Below are 15363 nucleotides of genomic sequence, written 5' to 3' on the forward strand. Positions count from 1 at the left end.
ACAACCATGAGCAGCAAGGTCTACGTCATCGGCGTCGGCATGACGAAGTTCGAGAAGCCGGGCCGGCGGGAGGGCTGGGACTATCCGGACATGGCGCGCGAGGCCGGCACCGCGGCCCTCGACGACGCCGGGATCTCCTACGGCACGGTCCAGGAGGTGTACGCGGGGTACGTCTACGGCGACTCCACCAGCGGCCAGCGCGCCGTCTACGAGCTCGGCCTGACCGGTGTCCCCGTCGTCAACGTCAACAACAACTGCGCCACCGGCTCCACGGCGCTCTGGCTCGCCGCGCGGGCGGTGCGCGGCGGCGCCGACAGCGTGCTGGCGATCGGCTTCGAGAAGATGGCGCCGGGCTCGCTGTCCGAGCAGTACGCCGACCGCGCCCTGCCGCTGGGCCGGCACGTGGCGGAGCTGGAGCGGCTGCGCGGCCCCGGCCGCCCGATGGCGCCGTGGATGTTCGCCGAGGCCGGTCGCGAGCACATGGAGCGCTACGGTACGACCGCCGAGCAGTTCGCCCGGATCGCGGTGAAGAACCACCGGCACTCGGTCAACAACCCCTACGCCCAGTTCCAGCGGGAGTTCACGCTGGAGGAGGTGCTCGCCTCGCCCGGGATCGTCGCGCCGCTCACCCGCCTGCAGTGCTCGCCCACCTCGGACGGCTCGGCGGCCGCGGTGCTCGCGAGCGAGTCCTTCGTGGACCGCCACGGCCTGGCCGGCCGGGCGGTCGAGATCGTGGGCCAGGCGATGGTCACCGACTTCGCCGAGACCTTCGACGGTACGGCGGCCGCGCTCGTCGGCGCGCACATGAGCCGGGCCGCCGCCCGGGCCGTCTACGAGCAGGCCGGCGTCGTACCGCAGGACCTCAGCGTCATCGAGCTGCACGACTGCTTCTCCACCAACGAGCTGCTCACCTACGAGGCGCTGGGCCTGTGCGCCGAGGGCGAGGGCGGCAAGCTCGTCGACGCCGGCGACACCACCTACGGCGGCCGCTGGGTGGTGAACCCGTCCGGCGGGCTCATCTCCAAGGGCCACCCGCTCGGCGCGACCGGGCTCGCCCAGTGCGCCGAGCTCACCTGGCAGTTGCGCGGCGCCGCCGGTGCGCGGCAGGTCCCGGCCGCCGCCGGGCGCACCGCCGTGGCCCTCGCCCACAACATCGGTCTCGGCGGCGCCGCCGTGGTGACCGCCTACCGCCCCGCCGACCGCTGACGTACCGAGGAAAGGACAACGCTGGACATGGGGAAACTGGACGGACGCGTCGCGCTGGTCACCGGGGCCGGGCGGGGGATCGGCCGCGAGATCGCGCTCAAGCTCGCCGCCGACGGCGCCGCCGTGGTGGTCAACGACCTCGATGCCGAGCCGGTCAAGCAGACCGTCGCCGACATCGAGGCGGCCGGCGGCAGCGCCGCCGAATGCGCGGGCAGCGTCACCGAGCCGGAGTTCGCGGAGCGCTTCGTCGGCACCGCGACGCAGCGGTTCGGCGGCGTCGACATCATCGTGAACAACGCCGGCTACACCTGGGACTCGGTCGTGCAGAAGATGACCGACGAGCAGTGGGACGCGATCCTCGACGTGCACCTCAAGGCGCCGTTCCGGATCCTGCGCGCCGCCCAGCCGGTCATCGCCGAGGCGGTCAAGCGGGCCCGGGCGGCCGGCGCGCCGGTGCCCTGCCGGAAGGTGGTCAACATCTCGTCGGTGGCCGGGCTGAGCGGCAACGCCGGCCAGGCCAACTACGCCTCGGCGAAGGCCGGCATCACCGGGCTGACGAAGACGCTGGCGAAGGAGTGGGGACGGTACAACGTCACCGTCAACACCGTCGCGTTCGGCTTCATCCGGACCCGGCTCACCGACACCACCGCCGGCGACGACAGCGGGGCCATCGTCGTGGAAGGCCGCGAGATCAAGGTGGGCGTGAACCCCCAGCTGCTCGCCGCCGTGGAGCGCTCGATCCCGCTCGGGCGGGCCGGCACCCCGGCCGAGGCGGCGGGCGCGGTCTACCTGTTCTGCCTGCCCGAGTCCGACTACATCAGCGCGCAGACGATCGTGTGCAGCGGCGGCCTGACGATCTGAGCGGCGATCGGGTCAGACCGGCACGGCGACCACGCTGCCGGTGCCGGGCTGGGGGCCCTGTGGCCCCCAGCCCGCGGTCAGCATGAACAGCCGGCAATCGCCCACCGCGCTCGCGTTCCCCAACGGCATGGTCGTCACGCCCGGGGGCGAGCTGGTCGTGGCCGAGTCCTACGCCGCCCGGCTCACCGCGTTTCGCATCGGGCCAGCGCGCGGGCCGGCGGCACGTTGACGCCGAATCGTGCCGTCCACCGCGGCTGGGTCACACGGATCCCGGCACCGGTCGCGGCCACCGCAGCCGCGTATTCGGCCGATTGATCCGCGCGGATGGTCTCGACCCGATACTCGGTGTCGACGGCGCACGGCCGTCCCGACCGGAGGCGACCATGTCCAAGCCGTGGAACCGACGCGCAACGTGCGCCGCGGTGGCGCTGTCGCTCGCGCTCGCCGGCTGCGGCCACAAGACCGCCGACGGGGCGGGTGCCGCGAACCCGGCGCCGTCCGGCGCGGACGGGTTCACGGCGGCCGCCGCGGCCGGGGTGCTCGCCGAGTTCGACAAGGCCGACTCGGCGGCCTCCTCCGCGGGGGACCTGACCACGCTCGGCACGCTGGAGACGTCCCCGGCGCTGGACGTCAGCACCGCGGCCGTGCGCAAGGCGCAGGTCAACGGCCGCACCCAGCCGCCGTTCCGGCACCTCGAGCCGGCCTTCGCGCTGCCGGCGGCCGGCGCGGCGGACCCGTCGTGCTTCCTGGTCGCCGCGACGCTGCAGCTCAGCGGCGGGGAGATCGGCCAGCACGACGTCAGCCAGTTCGTCCGGGCGGGCGACGGGTGGAAGCTCAGCCACAACATCCTCGCCTCCCGCGACGCGGTGCCGATGGTCGGCGAGCTGGCCGGCAAGCCCGCCGTCGTGCCCACCGCCGCCATCGAGGAGACCCGCCGGCGCTCCATCACCGCGGAGATCTTCGCCCGGACCACCGCCACGGTCACCCCGAACCAGTCGCTGGTCGCGCCGAGCACGGTGCTGGACCGGCAGCTCGCCGCCGGCTGGAGCATCTACCAGCAGCAGATGGGTACCGCCGGGATGAAGGTCACCCGGGCGCTGACCGGCTCCGAGTGGTCGGCCTGCGGCGCCGCCACCGGCACGGCCACGATCACCTTCCTGACGCTGTACGCCACCGACACGGTCACCGGCACGGCCGGCAACCGGGTGACGCTCCCGTCGGCCGCGCCCGACCTGGCCGGCACCGGCCACCGCGACCCGGTGCAGGGCACCAGCGTCAAGGTCGACCGGGTCGAGGTCTTCCTGCTCTCCGTGCCGGGCGGCGCCGGCGGCGCGGTCACGGTCCTCGGCCTGGGGGACGCGCCGACGAAGGTGACACCCGTGGAGCAGTGACCGCGGCTGGGAACGGTGTCAACGTATCGACTCACCCTGATCCACCGGAACACCATTGGCAAAAGCGCGAGGAGGGTCGATGCGCCGTCCGCGATTCCGCTCCGACTATCTGCCGGTACGCCTGGCCGGGCCGGACGGCGCGGGCGGCTCCCTGGTGGTCGTGGGGGAGACCCGTAACCTGCTCATCGAGGACCCGGTCGCGGCCGAGCTGGCCGAGCTGCTCGACGGCTCCCGCACCCTCGCCGAGGTCACCACGCAGCTGGCCGCCCGCTACCCGATCGCCGCGCTCGGCTCCGCCCTGCGCCGGCTGCAGCGGCTCGACCTGCTCGCGGCCGCGCCGACCACGGTCGAGCCCCCGGCCGCCGCCGGCTGGGACGCCCGCGGCGTCGAGCCGGACCTCGCCGAGCGGTGGCTGCGCGGCGGGCGGGTCATCCTCGTCGACGCGGGCTCGCCGACCGTCGCCGCGCTCGCCGCGCACCTGAGCACCTGCGGGCTGAGCGTCACCGTCGGTACCCCCGGCGACCTCCCGGCCGGCGAGCCGGACACGCCGCTGCTCGTCGCGCCCGGCTCGCTCATCGATCCGCGGCTGGCCCGGCTCAACGCGGCCATGCTGGCCGAGGGCCGGTCCTGGCTGCTGGTCCGCCCGCACGGCCACGTCGTGCTGGTCGGCCCGCACCTGGTGCCGGGCGAGACGGGCTGCTGGGAGTGCCTGCGCCAGCGCTGGCAGGACAACGAGGAGGTGCCGAACTTCCTCGCGCACCGCCGGCCCGGGCAGGCCCGGGTCGACCCGGTCCGGGCCGCCCTCGCGCCGTTCGCCGGCACGGTGGCCGGGCTGCTCGCGGCCGAGCTGCCGGTCATCGCCGCGCACGGCCGCTCGCCCCGGCTGACCGGCCGGATGTTCGCGCTGGACACCCGCGACCTCTCGGCGAGCACCCACCGGCTGGTCCGCCGGCCGCAGTGCCCGGCCTGCGGGGATCCCGACCGGCTGGCGCCCGTCTTCCCGCTCGAGCTGCGCTCCGCGCCGGCCGAGCCGGCCAGCCGGACGTACGAGCGGCTGGAGCACCACGTCAGCCGGTACCTCGGCGCCGTCACCCGGCTGACACCGCTGGCCGGCAACGATGACGGGGTGAGCTACGCATTCAGCGCCGGGCACAACTTCGCCGTCGCCCGCGGGCCGGGCGTGCTGCGCGGCAACCTCCGCGGGCTCAGCGGCGGCAAGGGCCGCACCGAGATCCAGGCGAAGGTCAGCGCGATCGGCGAGGCCCTGGAGCGCTACTGCGGGGTGTGGCGCGGCGACCGCCCGACCCGCCGGGCCACCTTCGCCGAGCTGGGCGCCGGCCGGGCGGTCCACGTCGAGGAGCTCCTGCGCTTCTCCGACCGGCAGTATGCCGAGCGCGACCGGCGCAACCCGGGGCTCGGCCGGTTCCACCGCATCCCGCGACGGCTGCACCCCGACGAGGAGCTGGAGTGGAGCACCGCCTGGTCGCTCACCGCCGGCGAGCCGCGCGAGCTGCCCGCCGCCTACTGCTGGTATGGCCACCCCGACGGCGCCCGGCTGGACGTGTGCGGATCCGACTCCAACGGCTGCGCCGCCGGTGGTAGCACCGCGGAGGCGGTCCGGCAGGGCTTCTGCGAGCTCGTGGAGCGCGACAGCGTGGCCCTGTGGTGGTATCACCGGGCCCGGCGCCCGGGCGTGGACCTCGACTCGTTCGGCGACCCGTGGTTCGCGCTGGTCCGGCGGTATCACCGCGACCGGCTCCGGCGCGACCTGTGGGTCCTGGACATCACCGCCGACCTGGGCGTGCCGGCGTTCGCCGCGGTCTCGGCCCGCCTCGACGCCGGGGACGGCCCCGAGGAGATCCTGGTCGGCTTCGGCGCGCACCTGGACCCCGCGGCCGCCGTCGGCCGGGCGATCACCGAGGTCAACCAGTTCCTGCCGATGCTGGGCAGCCCCGGCGGCGGCTACGGGGTCACCGAGCCCGACACCGTGCACTGGCTCACCACCGCCCGCCTGGCCGGGCAGCCCTGGCTGCGCCCGGCGCCGGACCTGCCCGAGACGACCGTCGCCACGCACCCCTCGCGCGGCACCGGCGACGCCGCCGCCGACGTGGCGGTGTGCGTGGAGCGGGCGGCGGCGGCCGGGCTCGAGGTGATCGTGCTCGACCAGTCCCGCCCGGACGTCGAGCTGGCCGTGGTCCGGGTCGTCGTGCCCGGGCTGCGGCACTTCTGGCGCCGGCTCGGCCCCGGCCGGCTGTGGCAGGTCCCGGCCCGGCTGGGCTGGACGCCGGTCGCGGCGGACGAGGAGTCGGCCAACCCGTTCAGCGTGTTCTTCTGAAACGAAGGTGAGGACCGTCATGCCACGACCTGCTCCGGCGGTGCCGGACGCCGCAGTGGTGGCGCCGGAGCTGCAGGAGGCGTACCGGTTACGCGGCGACGCCCGGCTGGAGACCACCGACGACGGCACCCTGCAGCTGCGGCAGAGCCGCTTCCGGCTGGTGCTGGACCGGCTCAGCGCCAGCCGGCGGGCCGTGATGCTGCGGCTCACCGAGGGCTGGCTCACCGACAGCGCGGTCGGCGAGCTGGTCGCGGACATCGAGGGGGAGAGCCGCATCCTCAGCGCCCAGGTGCTGCTGCGCCGGCTGGTGGCGCACGCCTGGCTCAGCCGCCGGCTGCAGGTGGCGGCCCGGCCGCTGCTGGAGATCCGGCCGAGGGTGCTCGGCCCGGGCACGCTCGGCCCCGTCGTGCGGCACGAGTCCGGCGTCGCCTACCGGGTGTCCCGGCTGGCCACGATCCACGGCGGCGCCGACGGCCTGGTCGCCTACCGCCCGCTCAACGGCGCCTCGGTCTGCCTGCTCGACCCGCGCGTCGGCGGGCTGCTCGCGCTCGCCGGCACCGACGGCTGCGACGTGGCCGCCGCGGCGGCGCAGCTGGAGGTGAGCGGCGCGGCGGCCGGCCGGGTCCTCGACGAGCTGCTGACCGCCGGGGTGCTGGTGTCGCCGGCCGCCCTGGAGACCGAGGCCCGGCAGCCGGCCGGCTACTGGGCGCCGCAGGAGCTCGCGCTGCACGACCTGTCCCGCCCCGGCTGGCACTCCTGGCCGGTCGGCGGCACCTACCGCTTCCGCGGCAGCATCGACCCCGAGCCGCTGCACCGCACCTTTCCCGGCGCGTCCGCGGTCGACCTGGCCGTGCCCGACCTCGCCGCGGTCGCGGCCGCCGAGCCGTCGCTCAGCGCGCTGATCGCCGCCCGGCGCAGCATCCGCCGGCACGACGACACACACCCGATCTCCGTGCGCCAGCTCGGGGAGTTCCTGTATCGCGTCCAGCACACCGTGCCGACCGGGGAGGCGGACGGGCAGGAGGTGGGCCACCGGCCGTATCCCTCCGGCGGCGGCATCGGCGAGCTGGAGCTCTACGCGGTCGTCAACAACTGCGCCGGGCTCGCCGGCGGGCTGTACCACTACGACGCCGTCACCCACCGGCTGGAGTCCATCCCGGGCCCGCGGCCGGCCGCCGACCGCGTCCTGGGCTACGCGCGGGCCGCGGCGGCGATGCCGTCGGCGCCGCAGGTCCTCATCGTGATGACGGCCCGGGTGGCCCGGCTGATGTGGAAGTACGAGGGGCTGAGCTACGCGATGATGCTCAAACACGCCGGCATCCTGACCGAGCTGATGTATCTGGTGGCGACGTCCATGGCGCTGGCGCCGTGCGCGGTCGGCGCCGGCGACGGAGCGGCCTTCGCCGCGCTGTCCGGGCTGGACCCGCTCGCCGAGCCCGGCGTCGGGGACTTCCTGCTCGGGTCCCGGACGGCGCCGTCATGAGGTTCCGCAAGCAGGCACTGAGCCACCTGGAGAAGCCCGAGGAGCTCGACGAGGTCGTGCGTCTGGCGACGGTGCCGGGCTGGCTGCTCACCATCGCGCTCACGCTGGCCGTGGCGGCCACCGCCACCTGGGCGGTCGTCGGCACGGTCGAGCGCAAGGTCGACGCCGCCGGCGTGCTGATCCACGTCGACGGCGTGTCCGGGCTCGACGCGGTGGCCGGCGGGCAGGTCACCAAGATGTGGGCGTCGCCCACCCAGCGGGTCACCAAGGGCACGCCGATGTACAGCACCGCGACACCGGACGGGCAGGTCACCACCACGACCGCGCCGTGGGACGCCTACGTCGTCAGCGTCCTGGTCACCGAGGGGCAGCTGCTGCAGCCGGGCACCCGCGTCGCCGACCTGGAGCGGCTCGACGGGCCCGACGACGCCCTGCACGCCGCCCTGTTCGTGCCGGCCACCGCCGCCCCGCTGCTGCGCCAGGCCATGTCGGTCGACGTGGTCGCGGCGGCGGTGACCCCCAACGTCTTCGGCACCCTGCACGGCACGATCTCGCAGATCGGCGGCTTCCCGGAGACCGAGGAGTCGCTGCGGGCGTTCCTCGGCTCCGGCTACGACGTGCGCTCCCTGCTGGCCGCCGGCAGCGTCGTGCGGGTCATGGTCCGCCTCGACACCGACCTCGCCTCGCCGACCGGCCTGCGATGGTCGAAGGCGCCACCCCCGTTCCAGCTGCACTCGGTGAGCCAGGTCAGCGCCCAGTTCGTGGTCTCCGTGGAGCACCCGGTCGATTGGCTGCTCAGTTGAGCGCCCCGACGATCGACCTCGACACCCCGCCGCCCGCGGTCCAGCGGCCGCGCCGGCGCCGCGTCCGCACGCCCACCGTCATCCAGATGGAGGCCGTCGAGTGCGGCGCCGCCTCGCTCGGCATCGTGCTGGCCCACTACGGCCGGCACGTGTCCCTGGAGGAGCTGCGCCAGCGCTGCGGCGTCAGCCGCGACGGCTCCACCGCCTCCAGCGTGCTCAAGGGCGCGCGCAGCTACGGCCTGACCGCCAAGGGCTTCCAGCGCGACGTCGACGGGCTGGCCGAGCTGCCGATGCCGGCCGTGCTGTTCTGGAAGTTCTCCCACTTCCTGGTGCTGGAGGGGATGGGCCGCAAGGTGCGGGTCAACGACCCGGCCACCGGCCCCCGGGCGGTGTCGTGGGAGGAGTTCGACAGCGCGTACACCGGCATCGTGCTCACCTTCGAGCCCGGCCCCGGCTTCAAACGCGGCGGCTCGCGCTTCCGGGTGCTGCCCGCGCTCGCCGCCCGCTGGCGCAACCTCGGCACGGTGATCCCGCAGACCGTCCTGCTCGGCATGCTCATCGCGCTGGTCGGCCTCGCCATGCCGGCCATGACCCGGGTCTTCGTGGATCGGGTGCTGCTGGGCAACGGCCGCGGCGCGCTGGCCGGCCTGCTGGTGACGATGGCCGGCGCGGCCGTGCTCACCGCGCTGGCGAGCCTGCTGCAGCAGCGGCTCATGGTGCGCACCGAGACCGCCCTGGCGCTCGGCAGCGCCAGCCGCTTCTTCCGCCGGCTGCTGCGCCTGCCGGTGACCTTCTTCGACCAACGGCAGGCGGCCGACCTCACCCGCCGGGTGCGCAGCAACGAGGTGGTCGCCGACGTGGTCGCCCGGCACCTGACCACGACCGCGGTCGACGTGGTGCTGGTGCTCGCCTACGGCGTGCTGCTGTGCCAGTACGACGTGCTGCTCGGCCTGGCCGCGACCGCGTTCGCCGGGCTGAACATCGCCGCGCTGCGCTACGTGTCCGGCCTGCGCACCAGCGCGGCGGCGAGCCTGCAGGCCGACCGCGGCAAGCTGTACACCACCGTCTACACCACAATCCAGATGATCGAGTCGGTCAAGGCCAACGGCGGGGAGCAGCAGGGCTACCAGCGCTTCGCCGCCCAGGCCGCGGCCGTGGTCTCCAGCCAGCAGCGCCTGGGCGTGCCCACCGCGATCCTGTCCGTGGTGCCGACCCTGATCGCCGCGCTCAACGCGACGGTACTGCTCGCCCTGGGCAGCCAGCGGGTGCTGGAGGGCGCGCTGTCCGTCGGCGCGCTGGTCGGCATGCAGGCGCTGGTCGTGGCGATGAACCGGCCGGTCACCGACCTCACCGTGCTCGGCGCCCGGCTGCAGGACATGAGCGCCGACCTGAACCGGCTGCGCGACGTCGAGCGGTATCCGCTGCCGGCGCCGGTGCGCCCGCACGGCGGGCTCGCGCCGATGGACGGCCACCTGCGCATCGGCGCCGTCACCTTCGGCTACAACCCGCTGACCGATCCGCTGCTCAAGGGCTTCGACCTGGACCTGCCGCCCGGCTCCCGGGTGGCCCTGGTCGGCGGCTCGGGCAGCGGGAAGAGCACCGTGGGCCGGCTGGTCGCCGGGCTCTACGAGCCGTGGGCCGGGCAGGTGCTGGTCGACGGGCGGTCGCGGGCGGAGACCGACGCGGAGCTGTGGGCGGCGAGCGTCGCCATGGTCGACCAGGACCAGCTGCTCTTCGAGGGCACCGTGCGGGACAACGTGACGCTGTGGGACCCCAGCATCGGCGACGACGAGGTGATCCGGGCGCTCACCGACGCCGCGATCTACGACGACGTGGCGGCCCGCCCGGGCGGGCTGAGCAGCGTCGTGGTCGAGGGCGGGCGCAACTTCTCCGGCGGGCAGCGCCAGCGGCTGGAGATCGCCCGCGCCCTGGTCCGCCGCCCGCGCGTGCTGGTGCTGGACGAGGCGACCAGCGCGCTGGACGCGGAGACCGAGCGCACGATCGACTTCAACCTGCGCCGCCGCGGGGCCACCTGCCTCATCGTGGCGCACCGGCTGTCCACCGTGCGCGACTGCGACCTCATCGTCGTGCTCGACGCCGGCCGCGAGGTGGAGCGCGGCACCCACCAGGAGCTGATGGCCCTCGACGGCCAGTATGCCCGCCTGGTCCGCGACCAGTGAGGAGGTTCGCCCGTGGATGACCCGGCGCTCATCGGGGCTTCGGAGCCGGTCACGCAGCGGCCGTGCCGGCTGTCCGGCCGCGGCGGTGGCTACCTGGTGACCGGCGACGGGGCCGACGTCTTCGCGGTCCAGGGCACGCAGTCCCGCCGGCACTACGTCGCCCGGATCCCGGCCGGCAGCCTCGTGCCCGACGTGGTCGCGCCCGCCGACTGGCAGTTCGTGCTCGTCCCGCTGCCCGGCGCGCGGCTCTATGAGGTACCCCTCGAACCGGACGGCCCCGAGGACGCCACCGGCGCGGTGATCGCGGCCCTGGAGCGGATGCTGATGGCCGTCGCCGACGCCGTGCGCACCGGGCAGGGCCCCCGGGAGGCCGTGGTCCTGCACCAGCACCAGAGCCTCGCGCTCGCCGCCGGCAGCGCCGTCACCGGCAACCACCGGCTGTGCTGGGTGCGGGTGCTCGGCGCGCGGCTGCGGCGCAACGGCGGCGGGCCGGCGGAGGTGTACGGCGAAGACCGCCCGGCCCTGCTCGCCGGCCGCGACTGGCTGATCGCCGAGGGCGCCGGCACCGTGGAAGCGGCGAGCACCCACGACCTGCTCGCCGCCGGCGAGCTGTGGCCGACGATCCGGGACTTCCTGACCCGCCTGGTCAGCGTCGTGGCGGCCGCCATCGAGGCCGACGACGCGGCGTTCCTGCACTCCCTGCAGCGGCGCAAGCAGGTCAACGCGGCGACCGTGGCCGGCGCCGCCCAGCGCGCGCTGTCGGTGGTGGGCCGCACCTTCGCGGCCCACCACGCGGCCGAGCCGTCGACCGAGGTCGAGCGGGTCGAGCGGGTGGTGGCGGCGCTGCGGCTGCTCACCGCCGCCGCCGGCGTCCCGGTCGCCGCCCCGGCCGACCGGCGCCAGCCGATGTCGACCGACCGGGAGGCGGTCGCGGCCGTGGCCCGCGGGGCGGCGCTGCACCTGCGCGACGTCAAACTGCCGCCAGGCTGGTGGCGGCGCGACCTCGGCCCGCTGCTCGGCTGGCGGCTCGGGGACGCCGGTGAGCGGGCCGAGTGCCTGGTCTTCCGGCGAGGCCGCTACCACCGCATCGACCCGGTGACCGGCGCCACCCAGCGGCTGGGGCCCGCAGCGGCCCGGGACTATCTCGCCAGCGCCACGCAGGTCCAGCTGCCCCTGCCGACCCGGACCACGCCCCGCCAGATCCTGCGGCTGGGGCTCGCCGGCGCCGGCGGCGACCTGCGCGGGCTGCTCGTGTCCGGCGTCATCGTCGCCGCGCTCGGGCTGGTCACGCCGATCGTCACCGGCCTCGCGCTGGCCCGCCTCGCCGCCGACGTGTCGGCGACGGGGCTGCTGGAGTTCGCCGCCATCCTGCTGGTCAGCGCGATCGTGGCGGCGCTGGTCGGGGTGTACCAGAGCCTGCGGCTGCTGCGCCTGGAGGGCCGCGCCGAGGCGGGCTCCGACCTGGTGCTGTGGGACCGCCTGCTGCGCCTGCCGGTCCGGTTCTTCCGCGACACCACCAGCGGCGAGCTGGCCAACACCATGCTCGGTGTCTCGTTCGCCCGCGAGGCGCTGTCCGGGCTGCTCGCCCAGGCCATCACCGCCGGCCTCACCATCGTCGCGGTGCTGACGCTGCTGTTCGTGCTCAACACGCCGCTCGGCATCGCCGGGCTGGGCGTGGTCGGCTTCGCCGCCGTCCTCGTCGTGCTCCTCGGCGTGCTGATCGCCCGCCGGCAGAGCGCGGCCCTCGGCCCGGAGAACCACGCGGCCGCCCTGACCAACCAACTCCTCGGCGGCATCACCAAGATCAAGCTCGCGGCGGCCGAGGACCGCGCCTACAGCGGCTGGTCCGACGCGGTCGCCGCGGCGCGGGCGGCGCTCAACCGGGTGCGCGGCGTCCAGGCGGTGCTCATGGCCTCCGCGCCGGTCCTGCCGGTCGCCGGCCAGTTGCTGTTCTTCGGGGTACTGGCGGGGCGGCTCGCCACCCGGGTGAGCGTCGGCGACTTCTTCATCGCGAGCATCACCTTCACCCTGCTCCTGGCCGCCGTGCTCGGCCTCGTGTCGGCCAGCGTGGAGATCCTCGCCGTCGTGCCCCGGCTGGCCGGCCTCGGCCCGGTCGTGTCGGCGGAGCCGGAGCGGCGCCCGGAGCGGGTCGACCCCGGGGAGCTGCACGGCGCGATCTCGGTCAGCCACGTCACGTTCGGCTACCACCCGGACGAGCCGCCGGTCCTCGACGACGTGTCGCTGGAGATCCGGCCGGGCGAGTTCGTCGCCGTGGTCGGCCCCAGCGGCTGCGGCAAGTCGACGCTGCTGCGCCTGCTGCTCGGCTTCGAGCAGCCGCGCAGCGGTGCGGTGCGCTACGACGGCCACGACCTGGCGGAGGTGGACGTCCAGGCGGTGCGCCGGCAGTGCGGCGTGGTGCTGCAGGACGGGACCTTGTTCGCCGGCAGCATCCGGGACAACATCTGCGGCGCGGGCAGCTTCAGCCTGGCGCAGGTCTGGGACGCCGCCCGGCTGGCGGGCCTCGACGGTGACATCGAGCGGCTGCCGATGGGCATGGCGACGATGGTCCCCTTCGGCGGCGGCACGCTGTCGGTCGGGCAGCGGCAGCGGATCCTGGTCGCCCGGGCCCTGGTCGACCGCCCGCGCGTGCTGTTCTTCGACGAGGCGACCAGCGCGCTGGACAACCGCACCCAGGAGATCGTGACCGCCAGCACGGCCGCGCTGGCCGCGTCGCGGGTGGTGATCGCCCACCGCCTCTCGACGGTCCGCGACGCCGACACGATCGTGGTCATGGAGCGCGGCCGGATCGTGCAGCAGGGCAGCTTCGCGGAGCTGATCGCCGACACCCACGGCCTGTTCTACCGCCTCGCCCGGCGCCAGCTGCTGGTCGACGCCCCGCCGTCACCGGCGCCCGCCCCGGCAAGCTGAGCGTCTCGGCGAGTCCTACGGCCAGCTGCTGGTCCTTGCCCCGCCGGCGCCGGCGCCCGCCCCGGTCAGCTGAGCGTTTCGGCGTGCCAGCTGGTCGACGTCCCGCCGTCGCTGGCGCCCGCCCCGGCTAGCTGAGGGTTTCGGCGAGTCCTATGGCCGTCGACTGCAGCAGGAGCCGGAGCCGGGGCTGGAAGTCCAGCGCGACGTGGCCCCAGGCCGGCACCTGCCGGTAGAGCGCGGCGAGCGTCGGGGTCGGGTGGGACACCTGCCAGAAGCTCGCCGCCAACGCGAGGGCCGCGGCCATCAGGGCCCGGATCTGCTCGACCGTCATGCCGCTCGCGCGATCGAGCGCCGCCACGATGTCGTCGTGGGCGGCGAAGGAGCTGGTCTTGTAGCGGCGGGCGCGCTCGAGGTCGACGTCGCCTTCGAGGCTCAGCGTCACGTGCGTCAAGAGGTCGCAGAAGACCGGCAGGGCCGCGATGGTGTCGGCCAGCAACGTCGCGACCTCGCGCGGCCCGAGCCCGCCGCTTGGCGCGGCGGTGGTCGTGTTGCTTAGCCCGGCGGTGGTCGCGTCGCTTGGCGCGCCGGTGGTTGTGTCGCTGAGCCCGGCGGTGGTCGCGTCGCTTGGCGCGGCGGTGGTTGTGTCGCTTGGCCCGGCGGCGACCGCGTTGCTGATTGCGTCGCGCCATTGGCGCCAGCCTCGCTCGGCGAGCTCGAGCAGCAGCTCCTCCTTGCTGGCGTAGTAGCGCCGCACGCCGGTGCGGTGCAGTCCGGCCCGGTCGGTGACCGGCGCCAGCGTGACGAACCGGACGCCGCCCAGCTCCAGGGCGATCGCCTCGGCGGCGGCCAGGAGCTCCTCGGCGCGGCGCGCCTTGTCGTCGACCGATCGGGCCCGCTGCTGCATCGGGCGAGTTTAGCGCACCCGATGATGCGTTATCCCGCGGCGCCGTGCTACGGTCGCGGTTAACGCATCACCGAGTGCGTTATGACGAGGAGGCGCCTCATGAAGGCTGTTCAGGCCACGCGATTCGGAGACCCGGCCGCGCTCGCGGTCGTCGACCTGCCGGATCCGGTGCCCGGCCCGGGCCAGATCGCGATCGACGTCACGCACGCCGCGGTCGGCCTCATCGACCTGTTCGGCCGCGAGGGCCTGTTCCGGGACCGGCCCGGCATGCCGCGGCCGCCGTACGTTCCCGGCCTGGAGGTCGCCGGCACCGTCCGCGCGCTCGGCGACGGCGTGACCAGCTTCGCGGCCGGCGAGCGGGTCGTGTCGATGTCGGCCACCGGCACCGGCGGTTACGCATCGGTGTACATCGCGCAGGCGCCCCTCGTCGTGTCGACCGAGGGTTACGATCTCGACCCCGCCCTCGCCGTCTCCGTCGTGCCGAACGCGGCCATGGCCCACGTCGCCCTCACCCGGATCGCCCACCTCGCCGAGGGCGAGCGCGTCCTGGTCCACGGCGCACTGGGCGGCTTCGCCGCCGCGTTCCCCGGCATCGCGAAGCGGCTCGGCGCCGCGCGGGTGGTGGGCTCGGTGCGGCCGGGCAAGCTGAGCGCGGCCGCGACGACCAAGCTGCCCTACGACCGGATCGTCGACTCCACCGGACTGCCCGACACCCTCGGCGACGAGCGGTTCGACGTCATCGTCGACCCCGTGGGCGGCGAGCTGCGCACCCGGAGCCTGGACCTGCTGGCACCCGGCGGTCGCCTCGTGGCGGCCGGGAACGCCAGCGGCGACTGGGACCATCGGCTCGACAGCAACCGGCTGTGGCTGGGCGGCATCAGTGTGTCCGGCTTCAGCGCGGGCGCCTACCTGCCCACACACCCCGAGGCGATCCGGCCCGCCCTCGACGCGGCGCTGGCGGCGGTCGCCGCCGGGCTGGGCGACACCGAACTCGACGTGCTCCCGTTCTCCGCGGCCGCCACCGCACACGAGCGCATGCACAGCCGCGCGCTCAACGGCCGCATCGTCCTCACCCCGGACCCGCAGTAGGACGGACAACCGGGGCATAACGCCAGCTGCCGCCCGGTTTTCGCCCGACGGGCCGGGGCGAGGTCGCAATCCGTCTCGCACGCAGCGCCGACCATGCGGTGCAGGCCGCGCCGGGCGGCTCCTGCGACGCGAGGCCGGCGAGCGGAGCCACGGCAAGCGGCAACGGCGAACAACCAGCGCAGC

General features: G+C 74.9%; 11 protein-coding genes. 10 read left to right on the forward strand and 1 reads right to left on the reverse strand.

Annotated features, from left to right (window positions below; genetic code table 11):
* Positions 1–6 precede the first annotated feature (6 nt).
* The 9 genes from ACQPXD_RS25425 to ACQPXD_RS25465 all read left to right on the forward strand — a co-directional run bounded on the left by ACQPXD_RS25425 (position 7) and on the right by ACQPXD_RS25465 (position 13187).
* The gene (locus tag ACQPXD_RS25425) at positions 7–1206 is read left to right on the forward strand and encodes a lipid-transfer protein (RefSeq protein WP_432842708.1); all 1200 of its coding nucleotides are present in this window, start codon (positions 7–9) and stop codon (positions 1204–1206) included.
* 27 nt (positions 1207–1233) lie between these two features.
* The gene (locus tag ACQPXD_RS25430; protein WP_432842710.1) at positions 1234–2067 is read left to right on the forward strand and encodes an SDR family NAD(P)-dependent oxidoreductase; all 834 of its coding nucleotides are present in this window, start codon (positions 1234–1236) and stop codon (positions 2065–2067) included.
* Between the two features lie 82 nt (positions 2068–2149).
* Positions 2150–2296, forward strand: coding sequence for a hypothetical protein (locus tag ACQPXD_RS25435; protein ID WP_432842712.1), 147 nt, complete (start codon positions 2150–2152; stop codon positions 2294–2296).
* 193 nt (positions 2297–2489) lie between these two features.
* Complete coding sequence (locus ACQPXD_RS25440; RefSeq protein ID WP_432842714.1) at positions 2490–3458, forward strand: hypothetical protein; 969 nt, start codon at positions 2490–2492, stop codon at positions 3456–3458.
* Between the two features lie 79 nt (positions 3459–3537).
* Positions 3538–5793: a TOMM precursor leader peptide-binding protein gene (locus ACQPXD_RS25445; RefSeq protein WP_432842716.1), complete on the forward strand. Its 2256-nt coding sequence runs from the start codon at positions 3538–3540 to the stop codon at positions 5791–5793.
* Between the two features lie 19 nt (positions 5794–5812).
* Positions 5813–7276, forward strand: coding sequence for a SagB family peptide dehydrogenase (locus ACQPXD_RS25450; protein WP_432842718.1), 1464 nt, complete (start codon positions 5813–5815; stop codon positions 7274–7276).
* The gene (locus ACQPXD_RS25455; protein ID WP_432842720.1) at positions 7273–8079 is read left to right on the forward strand and encodes an HlyD family efflux transporter periplasmic adaptor subunit; all 807 of its coding nucleotides are present in this window, start codon (positions 7273–7275) and stop codon (positions 8077–8079) included. The genes ACQPXD_RS25450 and ACQPXD_RS25455 overlap by 4 nt, the downstream gene beginning before the upstream one ends.
* On the forward strand, positions 8076–10259 hold the full coding sequence (locus tag ACQPXD_RS25460; RefSeq protein WP_432842722.1) for an NHLP family bacteriocin export ABC transporter peptidase/permease/ATPase subunit: 2184 nt from the start codon (positions 8076–8078) through the stop codon (positions 10257–10259). Before ACQPXD_RS25455 ends, ACQPXD_RS25460 begins: the two co-directional genes overlap by 4 nt.
* A gap of 12 nt (positions 10260–10271) precedes the next feature.
* Entirely contained in the window at positions 10272–13187 is a 2916-nt protein-coding gene (locus tag ACQPXD_RS25465) for an ATP-binding cassette domain-containing protein (RefSeq protein WP_432842724.1), read from the forward strand.
* A gap of 127 nt (positions 13188–13314) precedes the next feature.
* On the opposite strand, the gene ACQPXD_RS25470 is transcribed toward ACQPXD_RS25465, so the two are convergent.
* Complete coding sequence (locus ACQPXD_RS25470; protein ID WP_432842726.1) at positions 13315–14091, reverse strand: TetR family transcriptional regulator; 777 nt, start codon at positions 14089–14091, stop codon at positions 13315–13317.
* A 99-nt stretch (positions 14092–14190) separates the two neighbouring features.
* On the opposite strand from ACQPXD_RS25470, the gene ACQPXD_RS25475 reads away from it, so the two are divergent.
* Positions 14191–15180: a quinone oxidoreductase family protein gene (locus tag ACQPXD_RS25475; RefSeq protein ID WP_432842728.1), complete on the forward strand. Its 990-nt coding sequence runs from the start codon at positions 14191–14193 to the stop codon at positions 15178–15180.
* Positions 15181–15363 lie beyond the last annotated feature (183 nt).

It is taken from the genome of Dactylosporangium sp. CA-092794 (assembly GCF_050948465.1).
GTDB lineage: Bacteria > Actinomycetota > Actinomycetes > Mycobacteriales > Micromonosporaceae > Dactylosporangium.